Genomic DNA, 13,894 nt, shown 5'->3' on the forward strand with positions numbered 1-13,894 from the left:
CCACCGTGCCCTCAGCCGTCGACGCCGCCCGCGCCATCGCCCTCGCCGCCGGGGCGCAACGTGGGCGCGCAGGCGGCGGCGTCCGCGAGCTGCCCGTCCCGCTCCACGCGCGCCGCCAACTCCCGCGCCCACGCGACCAGTTCCGGTACGCCGATCCCGTAAGGACGGTTCCGCCCCGGCGCCTCCTCGGTCCACGCCGAGACGGCGCCCGCGCCCCGCCGCAGCAGCCGGGCCCCGCCCGTGGTGTTGCCGCGCGCGGAGTGCGTGAGCCCGACGGCGATCTGAGCGAGCCCCTTCCACAGGCCGCGTTCCTCGTCGGGGCCGGACTTCCAGGCGTCCTCGAACACCTCGTGCGCGTGGAAGGGCCGCCCGGCGTCGAGCAGCGCCTGCGCCTCGGCGACGGTCTCGCGGGGGGTGCGCGCCACGCCCTCCGGCTGTCGCTCCACCCCGTCGGAGCCGTACGGCAACGGCCGCCCGAGCCCGTCGCGCGGCCGGGCGTTGCGGGCCCGCCCCTCCGCGTCACGGTCACGGCCACGGCCCGCGCCGTTCGGTCCAAGTGCGCCAGTCATGCGCCGATTCTCCCGCGCCCCGCCTACCGAGGCAGGCCGGGGCACACCCCTCGCGCCCGGCGGGACCCACACGCACCGGACCACCCCGCGGCGTGCGGTAGAGTTCTACCTACGTGATCACGCGGGGCACCGCGGGGGATCGCGACGGGACGTGGCGCAGCTTGGTAGCGCACTTGACTGGGGGTCAAGGGGTCGCAGGTTCAAATCCTGTCGTCCCGACTGTTGAAGTCGTGAGCGAGGGGCCGTACCGGAGAAATCCGGTACGGCCCCTCGGTCGTTCGTCGGTCCCTCGACCGTTCCCAGGACCTGGTCAGCTCCCGTAGAGCCAGCTGTCGTACGCGGCGTTGTCGACGAGGTGGTACAGCGCGTAGGTGCCGGGGGAGAGGAGCAGGCCGGTCATGCCCAGGCGGACGAGGGCCGGGGCCATGACGGTGACGGCCTCGGTCTGGCCGGTGATCGTGCGCAGGTCGCGCCAGCGGCGGACGTCGCTGCCGCACGCCGACCAGAAGAACAGGCCGACCAGGAGGCAGAAAGCACCCGCTGTCAGGCCCAAACCGGACACGACGGCGAGGAACGTCCCGCGTTCGTGGTGGTCCTCGACGACGCCGAGCCCCACCAGTGGCACGACGGTGGCGGCGACCCCGAACAGGGCGCCCCGCACCAGCACGTTCGTGAACCGCAGCCGCGGCAGCAGCACACCGTCCTCGTCCCTGGCCGGTCCTTGGTCACGCCGCTGAGGGGAAGTCATCGCGGCAGCGTACGTCAGGGGTGCGGGCGTGGCCGCGCGGGCCCCGTGGCGCCCGCGCCTCCGGTCCCGTCCGCTCCCGGTCCGGCCGCCAGCTCCTCGGCGACGAGACGCGTCAGCGCGGTGCAGCGGAACCGCGCCCCGCCCCGCTCGTCGGGCGCCGACGGCACCACCAGCCACACATCGGCCAACCGCTCCAACCCCGCCTCGACGACCGGCTCCGGACCCGGTTCCTCGACGAGGTCCGCCGCGCCGAACTCCGGCCCGGCACCCGGCCCCCGCCCCGGCCCGAACTCCGGCTCCGACAGCGCGCCCAGGCGCGGAAGGAGCGCCCGTACGCCCTCGGGGAGTCGGCGTACCACCGCCATCAGCGTGCCGTGCAGGCTCTGCCCGCCGTAGCCCAGCTCGCGCAGGCGCCGGGCCGGGTCGGCCAGTCGGGCCGCGAGGTCGGCGACGGTCCACAGCGGGCGGGCCGCGAGCCGCGCGCCGACCAGGCGCAGGGCCAGCGGCAGGCCGTCGCAGAACGCGACGACCTCGCGTGCCGCCTCCGGATCCCCGAGCACGGTCTCCCGGCCGCCGATCGCGGCCAGGAGTTCCACGGCGTCGGCGGTCGCCAGCGGGCCGAGGCACACCGTGTCCTCGTGGGTCACCGTCGGCAGCCTGCGGTCGCCGGTCAGGATGGCGGCCGCGCGGGGGCTGTTCGGCACGAACTGCTCGACGTCCTGCTCCGCGACCACGTCGTCCAGGACGACGAGCAGACGCCGGTCGTACGACGCGAGGCGGTACCGGCGGAGCAGTTCGGCCACGTCGGCGTCCGGCGGCGGGCGCTCGTCCAGGCTGGTGAGGAGGAGGGTGAGGATGTGCTCCGCGCTGTGCGGGGTGCCGTCCGGCGCCGCGGCCCGCGCGAACAGGACCCCGTCGGGGAACAGATCCGCGCGGGCGTGGGCGGCCCGGACGGCGAGCGCGGTCCGGCCGGAACCGACCGGGCCGGTGATGAGGACGCGGGTGGGGGTGGCGGGGGAGTCGGGGGTGCGGGTGTGGTTCGGGGTGGGGCCGGGGGGTGCGTCCTTGCCCGCGGTTTCCCCGGCGCCGGCCGCCGCGGCGACTTTCCGTTCGACGGTGCGGAGTTCGGCCGCGCGGCCCAGGTAGGGGTCGATGTTCGGCGGCAGGAGGACCGCCGGGGGTCTTGGCCACTCGGGGGACGCCCCCGCGGGTGCGGGGGATAGGGGCGGTGTTGTCCTCGGCGTCCCGGTGGCCCCGGCGGCGCCGATCGCGCCAGCCGCCCCGGCCGTCGTGGCCGCCCCTTCCTCAAGCACCGACTGATACGCCTCGGACAGCTCCGGCCCCGGGTCCACCCCCAGTTGCTCCGCGAGCAGCCTGCGCCCCTCGTGGTACGTGAGGAGCGCGTTGGCCTGGCGGTTGCTGCGGCCGAGCGCGATGACGAGCTGGGCACGGAAACGTTCCCGCAGGGGGTGTTCGCGCACCAGGCCCGTCAGCTCGGGGACGAGGCGGGCGTCCGCGCCGAGCGCCAGGTCGGCCGTGACCCGCTGCTCGATGGTGGTCAGATACGCCTCCTCCAGCGGCGGGCGCTCCAACTCGGCGAGCTGGTCGGTCACGTTCGCGAGCGGGGTGCCGCGCCAGAGCCGGAGCGCGGCCGCCAGCTTCGCCGTCGCCGTGCGCGGGTCGCCGCGGTCGGCCGCGCGGCGCCCGGCCTCCGTCAGCTCCTCGAACTGCACCAGGTCGAACACCGAGTCGGCGGCGTCGAGTCGGTAACCCCGGTGCTGCCGGGTCAGCAGCACGGTCTCGCCGAGGCTCTTGCGCAGTTTGTGGATGTACGAATGGATCTGCGCGTGCATCGAGGACGGCGGCTCCCAGCCCCACAGTCGGGAGCTGAACTGCTCGTACGTCACAGGGCGGCCACGGGCAAGGAGCAGGGTGGCGAGCACGGTGTGGATCTTGGCGCCGGACAGCGTGACCGCGGTGCCGTGCGCGCTCGCCTCGACCGGGCCGAGAATGCGGAATTCCATCGCTTGCGAGCCCCCCTGCTCGTACTGCCCCCAGCCGTCCGGCGGTTGCTGCCCGCCTCCTCCGGGTCGAACGGAAGATCGAGTGTACGGGGCGCTGTCCCGGGGTGATCGAGCCGTGCGTCGCCACATGCGGAAACCGTCGCGCGGCGCCGCTTGGAGAAGTCGCGCGGCGCCGCTTATAGAAACCGCATAGAGCGGATCGGTGGGGTGTGCGGGACGGCAGGTACGGGGGCCGCCCGCGAGGGCCGCGCCCCCGACTGCCCGTGCCCACCGCCGTCCTGACGGTGACCAGCGGCTCCTCGACCCCTCGACTCAGGAGTACACGAAGCATGGTGGACCTTCTCGGTGCGACCAGCGTGTCCGAGGTCTTCGCGCGGCACGCACGCGAGATCGGCGACCGGCAGGCCGTCGTGATCGTCAGCGACCCCACGGATCCCGCATCCGCCCAGCGGCTCACGTTCGCCGAACTCGACCAGGCGGCCCGCGTGTTCGCCCGCGACCTGCGCGAGGTGTGCCCGGAGGGAGCCCGCGTCCTGCTGCTCCAGCCGACCTCGGCGGAGTTCGTCGCGGCCGTACTCGGCTGCCTCTACGCGGGTCTGGTCGCGGTGCCCTCCTCGATGCCCGGGCGCTACCAGCAGGACCAGCGCAGGGTGCGCGGCATCGCCCACGACGCCGACATCGGCTGCGTGCTCACCGCGCCCGACGAGCGCGACGACGTCCTCGCCTGGAGCGAACAGCAGGGCATCACCGCGCCGGTCCTCTCCCCGAGCATCGACCTCGCCCGCCGCGCCGACGACTTCGCCGTCCACGCCGCCGACCGCGAGGCCGTCGCCGTGCTCCAGTACACGTCCGGCTCGACGAACGACCCCAAGGGCAGCATCGTCACGCACGGCAACCTCCTCGCGAACGCGGCGACCACGGACGCGGCGTTCCCCCTCGCCGAGGGCGAGACGTTCGGCGGCTGGCTGCCGAACTACCACGACATGGGCCTGATGGGGCTGATCCTGTCCCCGCTGCTCGCCGGTCACGGCACCGTCCTGATGCGGCCCGCCGCCTTCCTGCGGCGGCCCCGGGCCTGGCTCGAACTGATCGAGAACTTCGACATCGCCGTCTCGGCCGCGCCGAACTTCGCGTACGAACTCTGCGTCACCCGCGTCGCCGAGAAGGACGTGGCCGGACTCGACCTGTCCCGCTGGAAGTACGCCGTCAGCGGCTCCGAGCCGGTCAAGGCCAGCGTCCTCGACGACTTCGCCGCGCGGTTCGCGCCCGCCGGGTTCCGGCCCGAGCACTTCGCGCCGTGCTTCGGCATGGCGGAGGCGACCCTGCTCGTCTCCAGCTCCCCGCGCCGCACCCCGGTCGTGCTGCGCTGCGCCCCCGGCGCCCTGGAGCGCGGCCGCCTGGAACCGGCCGCCGACGGCCCGGCCCGCACGCTCGTGAGCTGCGGCGCGCTGCTCGACATCGAGGCCAGGATCGTCGACCCGGCGACCCTGGAGGAGCTGCCGCCGGGGCAGATCGGCGAGCTGTGGCTGCGCGGCGACTCGGTCGTGCGCGGCTACTGGCGCAACGACGAGGTGACCGGCGCGACCTTTGGCCAACAGCTGGGTGACGAGGGCGGGTTCCTGCGCACCGGGGACCTCGGCGTACTCGTCGCCGGGGAGCTGTACATCACCGGACGCATCAAGGAAATGATGATCATCCGGGGCCGCAACGTCTACCCGCACGACATCGAGCACGAACTGCGCCTGCACCACGAGCCGTTGCGCGACACCGTCGGCTCCGTGGTGTCGGTGCCCGCGGACGACAGCGACGACGGGCAGCTCGTGGTCATCCACGAGGTCCGCCGCCGCGCCCCCGACGACGAACTGGCCGCGCTCGCCAAGCGGATGCGCAACACCGTGTCCCGCGAGTTCGGGCTGCGCGCCCACTCGGTGCTGCTGATGCGGCGCGGCGGGGTGCGGCGCACCACGAGCGGGAAGGTCCAGCGGTCCGCGATGCGCGCGCTGTACCTGGAGGGCGCGCTGCAACCGCTGTGGTCCGACGGCTATGAGCAGCGGCCCGAGCCGGCCGTATCCGCGACAGGAGAGTTGAGTTGAGTACATCCGAGCTGGCCGCGGAGGTCGACCTCTGGTCGCGGCCCGGCGGCCCCTTCGACCCCGCGCTGCTCGCCGCGCACGACGAGGCCGAGACGTTCCCGGCCCAGGCCTGCGCGGCTCTCGACCAGTGGGGACTGCCCGACCACTACGTCCCCGGCAGGCACGGCGGCCGCCTGGAGCGCCTGGACGAGGTGCACAGCCTGCTGCGCACGGTGGCGGCCCGCGACGTGACCGTCGCCGTCGCGCACGGCAAGACCTTCCTCGGCACCGCGTCGGTGTGGGCCGCGGGCGACAGCGCGGCGGCGGCCTCCCTCGCCCGGCACGTCCTCGCGGGCGAGCCCGTCGCCTGGGGGCTCACCGAGCCGGACCGGGGCAGCGACCTGCTCTCCGGCGAGGTCACCGCGGTCAGGGACGGCTCCGGCTGGCGCCTTTCCGGCCGCAAGTGGCCCGTGAACAACGCCACCCGCGGCCGCTTCGTCTGCGTCCTCGCCCGCACCGACCCCGGCGGCGGGCCGCGCGGCTTCAGCGTCTTCCTGGTGGACAAGGACGCCACGCCCCGCGGCACCGTACGCCACCTGCCGAAGGTGCCCACGCACGGCATCCGCAGCGCCGACATCAGCGGCGTGGAGTTCCGGGACGCCCGCGTGCCCGCCCACGCCCTCATCGGCACCGTCGGCGGCGGCCTCGAACTCGTCCTGAAGTCGCTCCAGTTGACCCGAGTGGCCTGCGTGGCGCTGTCCCTCGGCGCGGGCGACCACGCCCTGGAGATCGGCCGGGACTTCCTGGCCGAGCGCCGCCTGCACGGCAGGCGCCTGGCCGACCTGCCGCACGCCCGCGCCGTCGCGGGCCGGGCCGTGGCCCGGCAACTGCTCGCCGAGGCCCTCTCGTTCACGGCGGCACGCGCCGCCCACGAGGTGCCCGAAGAGCTCAGCACCGTGTCCGCGATCACCAAGGCGCTGGTACCGACCCTCGTCCAGGGCCAGCTCCGTCTCGTCGGCGAACTGCTCGGCGCCCGCTCCTTCCTGACCGGCGTGGACGGCTACGGCGGCTTCGCCAAGATCGAGCGGGACCACCAGGTCGTCGGCATCTTCGACGGCAGCACCTGGGTCAACCGCAGCGCCCTCGCGACGAGCCTGCCGGCCCTGCGTCCCGGCCGCCGCCCGCGCCCGGGCACCGGCCGCCCCGTGCGGGAGTGGCTGCGCGCGGACCACGAGCCCGCCGCCCTCGACCTGACCCGGCTCGGCGTGATGCCGCGCCGCGACTCGGTCCTCGGCGCCCTCGGCGAACTCGTCGCCGCCGTCACGGCGGACCCGCCCGGCGGCGCCGACCGCCTCGCCGCCCGCCTGCTCGACGCCCACGGCGAGCTGGGCACGCGCATCGCCGCGCTCCGGCCGGCCGCGGGCCTGCCCGCGACGGCGACGATGCGGCTCGCGGAGCACTACGAATGGTGCTTCGCCGGCGCCGCCGCCCTCGCCGTGTGGGCCGCCAACCCGCAGGCCCACGACCGCCCCGCGTGGCGCGACGGACTGTGGCTGCGCGGCGCGCTCGCCCTGGTGCTCGAAGGCCTCGGCCACCGGCCCCCGGAGGCGAACGGCGTCTTCGACGAACTCGGCCGCCTGCTCCTCAGCGACGACGGCGCCCGTATCTCCCTGTTCGGCACGCCGGTGGAGGTGTCCGCATGAGTGACGTCCACGCACGCATGGAAACGCTCGAGGAACGCCTCGGCGACCCCTTCGACGCCGCGAACGGCGCCGGGTTCGCCGCCGTCCTGACCGCCGACGAACGCGAGGAGGTGCCCGTCGGGGGCGCGGCCGCCCTCGACGAGTTCGGGATCCTCTCCGAGTTCGTCCCCGGCGCGCTCGGCGGCCGTCTCGAACGCGTCGACCACCTCGTCGAGCTGATGCGGTCCGTCTACCGGCGCGACCCGAGCCTCGGCCTCGGCCACTGCTCCAGCTCCCTGCTCGGCGCGGTCAACGTCTGGACCGCCGGATCGCCCGACCAGCGCCGCGACACGGCCGAACTGTTGCTCGCGGGCAACAAGGTCTCCTGCGCGTTCCACGAACTCGCGCACGGCAACGACATCGGCTCCGTCGAGTTCGCGGCCACGCCCGCAGACGGCCGCCTCGTCCTGAACGGCCGCAAGGAGTCCATCACCAACCTGGACCGGGCCGACGCCATGGTGTTCCTGGCCCGCACCGACCCCTCCGGCGGCCCCCGCTCCTGCTCGCAGCTGCTCGTGCCGACGGCCGATCTCGACCCGGACCGGGTGCGGTTCCTGCCGCGGTTCCGCTCCGTCGGGATGCGCGGCGTGCGCCTCGGAGGCATCGCCGTGGACTCCTTCCCCGTCGACGACGACGCGCTGCTCGGAGCCCCCGGCACCGGCCTGGAGACGGCCAACCGCGCCTTCCAGCTGACCCGGATCGCCATGCCCGCGATGAGCACCGCGATGCTGGACACCGGTCTGCGCGTCACCCTGCACCACGTACGCGAGCGCCGTCTCTACGGCCGCGACGCCGCGTCCATCCCGATGGTGCGCACCACCCTGGCCAACACCTTCGCCGACCTGCTCCTGAGCGAGGCGTTCGGGACCGTCGCGGCCCGGTCGCTGCACGCCCTGCCGGAGTCCGGCAGCGCCTACGCGCCCGCCGTGAAGTACCTCCTGGCCGGGGTGACGCTCGACGCGTTCGAGCAGTTGTCGCTGGTGATGGGCTCCGAGTTCTACCGCCGCGACGGGCAGCACGGGGTGTTCCAGAAGATGGCCAGGGACATCAAGCCGGTCGGCTTCGGGCACATCGCCCGCGCCGCCTGCCTGTCCGCGGTGCTGCCGCAACTGCCGGTGCTCGCCCGCCGCTCGTGGCGGGACGCGGCCCCCGCCCCGGCCGCCCTGTTCGTCCCCGACGCCGAACTCCCGCCGCTCGACCTGCCAGGACTGCGCGTCACCGCGGGCGGCAAGGACGGCCTCGTGATGGCGCTCAACGCCGCCCTCGACGACGACGTCCCCACGCCGCTGCGCCCCCTGATCGAGCGTCAGATCAGCGGGATGCGCGGACTCACCGAGGCCTGCGCGGGCCTGAAGCCCCGTGACCTGTCGATCGCCGCCACCGTCGAGGTCCGCGACCTCGCCGCCCGGTACACCACGGCCCTCGCCGCCGCCGCGTGCGTCGGGGTGTGGCGGCACGCGCCCGGCGACGACTTCCTGGCCCGCCCGGAGTGGCTCGTCGCCGCCCTGACCCGCCTGGAGGGCATCGCCGCCGGACAGCCCGAGGACGTGCCGGCCGAGGTGGAGGGCGCCCTCGTCGACGAACTCCTGAGCCGCGACGACCGCACGGTGAGCTTCGGACTCTCCGCGCGCCAGTACCGCTGACCGGCCCGACCGATCAAGACCATCCCGCATGTGCGCACGCGACCCGTGCGGCAAGCGACCCGTGCGACAAGTGACTTGAGGAGCAATCAGATGGAGAACACGGCTTCCGACACGCTCACCCTCGACGAGCTGGAGCGCTGGCTCGTCGACCGGGTCGGCGAGTACGTCCCCGACCTCGACGCGCCGGTCGACCCCCAGCAGGAGCTGGGGGAGTACGGCCTCGACTCCGTCGCGGTGGTCGCCTTCGCCGCCGACGTGGAGGACTGGCTGGGGATCCAGGTCGAGCCGACGGCCGTGTGGGACCACCCGACGGTCGCGCGGCTCGCCACCTATCTGCTGGCCGAGCGGGAGCAGCGGCGGGCCGCCACCGCCTGACGGCGATGTACCCGTTGTCACGATCTTCGGCAAAAGTTGTGACATGGAAATCAAGGTGGCGAAGGGTCCATTGACACGGCTTTCCGGCCGTGTGCCGACACGCGCGTCCCTGTGCGTGTCGGCATTCACACGTGAAGAGAGGGCTGGCCAACATGGCTGAGTCGAAGAGTGCCGCGACCGCGCGGCAGACCGTGTCGCGCAATCCCGCCGATCTCGGGGACGTCGTCGCGGAGCGGGCGCTGAGCGACGCGGACGGCCTGGTCGCCGCCGCCAGGGCCGCCCACGGCGCGCGCGCCGCGTGGGCGGCGCTGCCCGCGCCGCTGCGGGGCCGGGTCGCGCAGAACGTGGGGCGGCTCGTGGCCGAGAACAAGGAGGCGCTGGCCGCGCTGATCACCCGGGAGGTCGGCAAGCCCTACGGCGAGGCCCTGGGCGAGGTGCAGGAAGTGATCGACACCTGCGACTTCTTCCTCGGCGAGGGGCGGCGCCTGTACGGCCAGACCGTGCCCAGCGAGATGCCCGACAAGCAGTTGTTCACCTACCGCAAGCCGCTGGGCACCGCCGTGATCGTCACGGCGGCGAACTTCCCGGCCGCGGTGCCCGCCTGGTACCTCGTACCGGCGCTGCTGTGCGGCAACACCGTCGTGTGGAAGCCGTCGGAGTCCGCGGTCGCCGTCGCGGAGGCCCTCGCGGCGCTGTTCACCGCGGGCGGGGTGCCCGAGGACGTCCTTCGCCTGGTGCACGCCGACGGCGAGGCCACGTACGCGGGCCTGGAGCGGGCCCTGGAGGAGGGGCTCGTCCAGAAGATCGGCTTCACCGGGTCGACGGCCGCGGGCCGCAAGGTGAGCGAGCTCGCCGGGCGTCACCTGCAGTCGCCCTGCCTGGAGCTCGGCGGCAAGAACCCGCTGGTCGTCACCGACGACGCCGATCTCGAACTCGCCGTCCAGGGCGCGGTGTTCAGCGGTTTCGCCACCGCAGGGCAGCGCTGCACGTCCCTGGGCACGGCGATCGTCCACCGCGATGTGCACGACGAGTTCCTGCGCCGCTTCAGCGCGGCCGTGGCGGACCTGACCGTCGGCGACCCGCGGCGCGAGGAGGTGTTCTACGGCCCGCTCATCGGCGAGCGGTACCTGGAGAACTTCCTCGGCTCCCTGGACCTCGTCCGCCCCCACCACGCCCTGTCCGGCTCCACCGCCACCGGCCGGATCACCTCCGCGAGCCCGCGCAAGGGCTTCGTCGGCGACCCGGACGCGGGCGTGTTCGCGCACCCGGCGATCGTGGCCGGGGTGCGCCCCGACGACGAGCTGTACCGCACCGAGACGTTCGGCCCGCTCGTGTCCGTGATGGCGTACGACACCTTCGACGAGGCCGTCGACCTCGCCAATGGCCACGGGTACGGTCTGTCGGCCGCGATCTACACCGGCTCCGCGCGGACGGCGTTCTCCTTCCGTGAGCGCTGCACGGCGGGCATGGTCAGCGTCAACAACTCCACCGTCGGCGCGGAGGCGCACCTGCCCTTCGGCGGCAACGGCCTGTCCGGCAACGGGAGCCGTCAGTCGGGCATCTGGGTCATCGACCAGTTCACCTCGTGGCAGTCGGTGAACTGGGACTACGCGGGCACGCTGCAGCGCGCGCAGATGGACGTCCAGGACATCGACGCGGACCTCGGGTTCCGGCTGTCCTGACGCGGCAGCCCGAAGGCCCGAGCCCCGCGCGCGTACCGCCCGGAACGGGCGAAGGACGCCTCCGACCACGGTGTCGGAGGCGTCCTTCGTGTGGCCTGCGGCGCGGGGGGTGCCGCGGGCCCGGGCGCCGCCGCCGGGCGGGGGTCCCGGCGGCGGCGAGGTCGGTCGGCGCGTCAGTCGCCGCGCACGGTCACATCGCCGATCTTCGTGCGGGCCTCCACCGGCGTGCCGGACGAGGAGTCCCGGTCCACGTCCACCTTCCGGTCGCCGATCTTGGTGAAGGCGTTCACGTCGTACGGCCCCGAGTTCCTGGGCAGGTGCAGCTCCACGTCGCCCATCTTGCTGACGGCCTTGAGCTTCTCGAACGGCTCGATGTCCTCGAACCGGATGTCACCCAGCTTCGACGTGGCCTCGGCGGAGTCGAAGTCGACGTGCTTGAGGGTGACCGCGCCGGTCTTGCTGAAGCCGACGAGCCGGGCACCGGTGATGTGCTCCAGGCGGACGCCGCCGATCTTCGTGCGGGCGTCCACGGAGCCCCGTACACCCTTCACGGTCACATCGCCGAGCCGCGTCTGGACCTTCACCCGGGTGCCGGCCGGCACCGTGAGGCGGTAGTCGGAGCCGCACTTGCCCATGCCTTCGCCGCAGTCGGTGCTGACGCGCAGGGTGTCGCCGTCCTGCTCGATCTTCTCGTCGGGCGAGCGCAGCGACTTCGTCAGCTTCTTGTGCAGCTCCGGCTTCTCGCCCTGCCCGGCCACGTCGATCTCGACGTCGCCGCTGTCGATGTCGACCACCACGTTGCGAGTCGACTTGTCGATCGCGGAGGTGCCGGTGTCGGTGCGGGTGACCAGGAACAGCAGCAGGTACCAGGCGGCCCCGCCGACGAGCGTGATGCCGGTGAGGATCGCGATGATGCGGATGACGCGCCGCACGACGGAGCGCCGGGGGCGGCCCGCCGGGCTCGGCGCCGAGCCGGTCGAGGTGAGGGTCTCGTACATGTCCAACTCCGGTCTTGGATGGTGAGCGCGGCTCGGTGACATGCTCACTCCGGGGATCTGCGCGTGTCGGCGAGGGAGTCGAGGTACTGCAGGACGGCGAGGACGCGGCGGTGGCCCTGGTCGTCGGGGAGCAGGTCGAGCTTGGTGAAGATGGAGCGGATGTGCTTCTCCACGGCGCGTTCGGTGATGAACAGGCGCTCCGCGAGGCCGCCGTTGTTCAGCCCCTCGGCCATCAGCGCGAGCACCTCCCGTTCGCGCGCGGTGAGCGGCGCGAGGCCGTCCTGCTTCTGCGTGCCCGCGAGGACCTGGCTGACCACCTCGGCGTCCAGGGCCGTGCCGCCCTCGGCGACGCGGTGCAGGGTGGCCACGAACTCGTCGACGTCGGCGACGCGGTCCTTGAGCAGATAGCCGAGCCCCACGCTGCCGTTGGCGAGCAGCTTGGAGGCGTACCTGGCCTCCACGTACTGCGACAGGACGAGGACGGGCTGGCGGGGGTCGCCCGCGCGGATCGTCAGGGCGGCGCGCAGCCCCTCGTCGGTGTGGGTGGGCGGCATGCGCACATCCACCAGGCACAGGTCGGGCGCGACGTCGGCGACCAGGGCGAGCAGTTCGTCCGCGTCCCCGGCCTGCCCCACGACGTCGATGTCCTCGTCCATGAGCAGCTTGGCGAGGCCGCTGCGCAACAGGACGGAGTCTTCCGCGATGACAACGCGCAACATGGTGATGCTCAGGCCTTCCAGGGAAGCGTGACGTCGACGACGGTGGGGCCACCGGCGGGGCTGGAGAGAGTGAGGTGGCCGTCGACCGCGTGGATCCGGTCCCGCAGGCCGCGGATGCCCGATCCCCGGTCGGCGTCGGCGCCGCCGATCCCGTCGTCGGTGACGAGCAGACGCAGCAGGTTCTCCTCCCGGAAGACCCGCACCGCCGCCCGGTTCGCCGCGGCGTGCTTGGCGATGTTGGTGAGCAGTTCGGACACCACGTAGTACGCGACCGCCTCGGCGCGCGGCGTGGGGCGCTCCGGGAGGCCCACGGAGAGCGTGACGGGGACCGGGCTGCGGGCCACGATCGTGGTCAGGGCGGGTTCGATGCCCTGCTCGGTGAGGATGGACGGGTGCAGGCCGCGGGTGACGTCGCGCAGCTCCTGCATGGCGGCCTTGGCCTCCTCGTGCGCGGCCATCAGCAGTTGCCGTGCCTTCTTCGGGTCCCGGTCGAAGCGGGACTTGGCCCGGCCGAGGCTCATCGCGACCGAGAGCAGCCGCTGCTGCGCCCCGTCGTGCAGATCGCGCTCGATGCGCTGCCGCTCCACCTCGGCCGCGTCGACCATCCGTGAGCGGCTGTCCTCCAGGTCCATCATGCGGCGTACGAGATGGTCGACCTGGTTGGCGCCGAGCATCCGGGCGACCATGGCGGACTCGGTCCTGGCCAGCGGCCCGCTGAGCCAGAGCCCGGCGGCGAGCAGCGCGAGCCCGATGGCGAGGCCGAGCACCATCCCGGCGACGGTCGAGGGGTCCACGCCGAGCAGCGAGGCGCCGCTCGGCAGGAACCAGCCGAGCACGGGAAGCACCGCGAGCAGCAGCCCTGCCGCGAGCAGCCCGACCACCAGGCCGCCCACGCCGAGCCCCCACATCGTCATGACCGCGGTGAAGCCCAACTCGCGCCAGGCCCGGCGGCCGAAGAGCCGCTCCAGGCGGTCCTTCCAGCCGCTGCCGGACTGCGCGAGCGGCATGTCGATGTCCAACTCCTGGAGGAAGTACAGCCGTTCGCGGTCGACCCGGGCGATCCACCCGGCCAGCTTCATGGCCAGGGGCAGCAGCGGCAGACCGAGCAGCAGCAGCGGCGTGAGGCCCGCGCCCAGCGTGAACAGGATGATGGGCACGCAGTACAGCGGTGTCATCGCCAGCGTCGTCAGCAACTGCAACAGGTCGTTTCGGGTGTCCCGGCCGAGCGGTCCCCGTGCGACGCGGTACAAGGCCGCACGTATCCGCGGTGGTCTCAGCCTCACGGCGCCCCTCCGGTCTCCAACTCGACTACCAGGGATCTT

Annotated in this window: 11 protein-coding genes and 1 tRNA gene; 6 read left to right on the forward strand and 6 right to left on the reverse strand. The window is 73.4% G+C overall.

All coding sequences use genetic code 11. The features are described from left to right. Window positions 1-11 precede the first annotated feature (11 nt). Complete coding sequence (locus tag ACZ6BG_RS33235) at window positions 12-569, reverse strand: DUF309 domain-containing protein (RefSeq protein ID WP_469008340.1); 558 nt, start codon at window positions 567-569, stop codon at window positions 12-14. A gap of 145 nt (window positions 570-714) precedes the next feature. Here ACZ6BG_RS33235 and ACZ6BG_RS33240 point away from each other — a divergent pair. Further along, window positions 715-788, forward strand: a tRNA-Pro gene (locus ACZ6BG_RS33240). Between the two features lie 91 nt (window positions 789-879). Here the strand turns inward: ACZ6BG_RS33240 and ACZ6BG_RS33245 are convergent. Then, entirely contained in the window at window positions 880-1,317 is a 438-nt protein-coding gene (locus ACZ6BG_RS33245; RefSeq protein WP_469008344.1) for a DUF6336 family protein, read from the reverse strand. Between the two features lie 14 nt (window positions 1,318-1,331). Next, window positions 1,332-3,341 carry an AfsR/SARP family transcriptional regulator gene (locus tag ACZ6BG_RS33250; protein WP_469008347.1) on the reverse strand — a complete coding sequence of 670 codons (2,010 nt, stop codon included), beginning with the start codon at window positions 3,339-3,341 and terminating at the stop codon, window positions 1,332-1,334. 329 nt (window positions 3,342-3,670) lie between these two features. On the opposite strand from ACZ6BG_RS33250, the gene ACZ6BG_RS33255 reads away from it, so the two are divergent. The 5 genes from ACZ6BG_RS33255 (at window position 3,671) to ACZ6BG_RS33275 (ending at window position 10,855) form a co-directional block, all read left to right on the forward strand. After that, window positions 3,671-5,434, forward strand: coding sequence for a fatty acyl-AMP ligase (locus ACZ6BG_RS33255; protein WP_469008351.1), 1,764 nt, complete (start codon window positions 3,671-3,673; stop codon window positions 5,432-5,434). Continuing rightward, window positions 5,431-7,116 (forward strand): acyl-CoA dehydrogenase, encoded by a 1,686-nt coding sequence (locus ACZ6BG_RS33260; protein WP_469008354.1) that lies wholly within the window; start codon window positions 5,431-5,433, stop codon window positions 7,114-7,116. Before ACZ6BG_RS33255 ends, ACZ6BG_RS33260 begins: the two co-directional genes overlap by 4 nt. Continuing rightward, complete coding sequence (locus ACZ6BG_RS33265) at window positions 7,113-8,798, forward strand: acyl-CoA dehydrogenase (RefSeq protein ID WP_469008358.1); 1,686 nt, start codon at window positions 7,113-7,115, stop codon at window positions 8,796-8,798. Before ACZ6BG_RS33260 ends, ACZ6BG_RS33265 begins: the two co-directional genes overlap by 4 nt. A 90-nt stretch (window positions 8,799-8,888) precedes the next feature. Continuing rightward, window positions 8,889-9,173 (forward strand): acyl carrier protein, encoded by a 285-nt coding sequence (locus ACZ6BG_RS33270; RefSeq protein ID WP_469008362.1) that lies wholly within the window; start codon window positions 8,889-8,891, stop codon window positions 9,171-9,173. Window positions 9,174-9,325: 152 nt separating this feature from the next. Continuing rightward, window positions 9,326-10,855 carry an aldehyde dehydrogenase family protein gene (locus tag ACZ6BG_RS33275; RefSeq protein WP_469008364.1) on the forward strand — a complete coding sequence of 510 codons (1,530 nt, stop codon included), beginning with the start codon at window positions 9,326-9,328 and terminating at the stop codon, window positions 10,853-10,855. A gap of 173 nt (window positions 10,856-11,028) precedes the next feature. Here the strand turns inward: ACZ6BG_RS33275 and ACZ6BG_RS33280 are convergent, their stop codons facing one another. Genes ACZ6BG_RS33280 through ACZ6BG_RS33290 form a run of 3 tightly spaced genes read right to left on the reverse strand, consistent with a single transcriptional unit; the run spans window position 11,029 to window position 13,822 of the window. Further along, window positions 11,029-11,853, reverse strand: a complete 825-nt coding sequence (locus ACZ6BG_RS33280) for a DUF4097 family beta strand repeat-containing protein (protein WP_469008366.1) — start codon at window positions 11,851-11,853, stop codon at window positions 11,029-11,031. A gap of 44 nt (window positions 11,854-11,897) precedes the next feature. Beyond that, a complete protein-coding gene (locus tag ACZ6BG_RS33285) occupies window positions 11,898-12,569 on the reverse strand; it encodes a response regulator transcription factor (protein WP_405657045.1) in 672 nt (223 codons plus the stop codon). A gap of 11 nt (window positions 12,570-12,580) precedes the next feature. Then, complete coding sequence (locus ACZ6BG_RS33290; RefSeq protein ID WP_469008368.1) at window positions 12,581-13,822, reverse strand: sensor histidine kinase; 1,242 nt, start codon at window positions 13,820-13,822, stop codon at window positions 12,581-12,583. Window positions 13,823-13,894: the final 72 nt, after the last annotated feature.

The organism is Streptomyces sp. NPDC041205 (assembly GCF_055591765.1).

What these genes read in the sequence shown, in the direction of transcription:
- ACZ6BG_RS33245 (WP_469008344.1), bottom strand. Translation starts at nt 1,317, where the DNA reads ATGACTTCCCCTCAGCGGCGTGACCAAGGACCGGCCAGGGACGAGGAC.
- ACZ6BG_RS33280 (WP_469008366.1), bottom strand. Translation starts at nt 11,853, where the DNA reads ATGTACGAGACCCTCACCTCGACCGGCTCGGCGCCGAGCCCGGCGGGC.
- ACZ6BG_RS33255 (WP_469008351.1), top strand. Translation starts at nt 3,671, where the DNA reads ATGGTGGACCTTCTCGGTGCGACCAGCGTGTCCGAGGTCTTCGCGCGG.
- ACZ6BG_RS33250 (WP_469008347.1), bottom strand. Translation starts at nt 3,341, where the DNA reads ATGGAATTCCGCATTCTCGGCCCGGTCGAGGCGAGCGCGCACGGCACC.
- ACZ6BG_RS33235 (WP_469008340.1), bottom strand. Translation starts at nt 569, where the DNA reads ATGACTGGCGCACTTGGACCGAACGGCGCGGGCCGTGGCCGTGACCGT.
- ACZ6BG_RS33275 (WP_469008364.1), top strand. Translation starts at nt 9,326, where the DNA reads ATGGCTGAGTCGAAGAGTGCCGCGACCGCGCGGCAGACCGTGTCGCGC.
- ACZ6BG_RS33270 (WP_469008362.1), top strand. Translation starts at nt 8,889, where the DNA reads ATGGAGAACACGGCTTCCGACACGCTCACCCTCGACGAGCTGGAGCGC.
- ACZ6BG_RS33265 (WP_469008358.1), top strand. Translation starts at nt 7,113, where the DNA reads ATGAGTGACGTCCACGCACGCATGGAAACGCTCGAGGAACGCCTCGGC.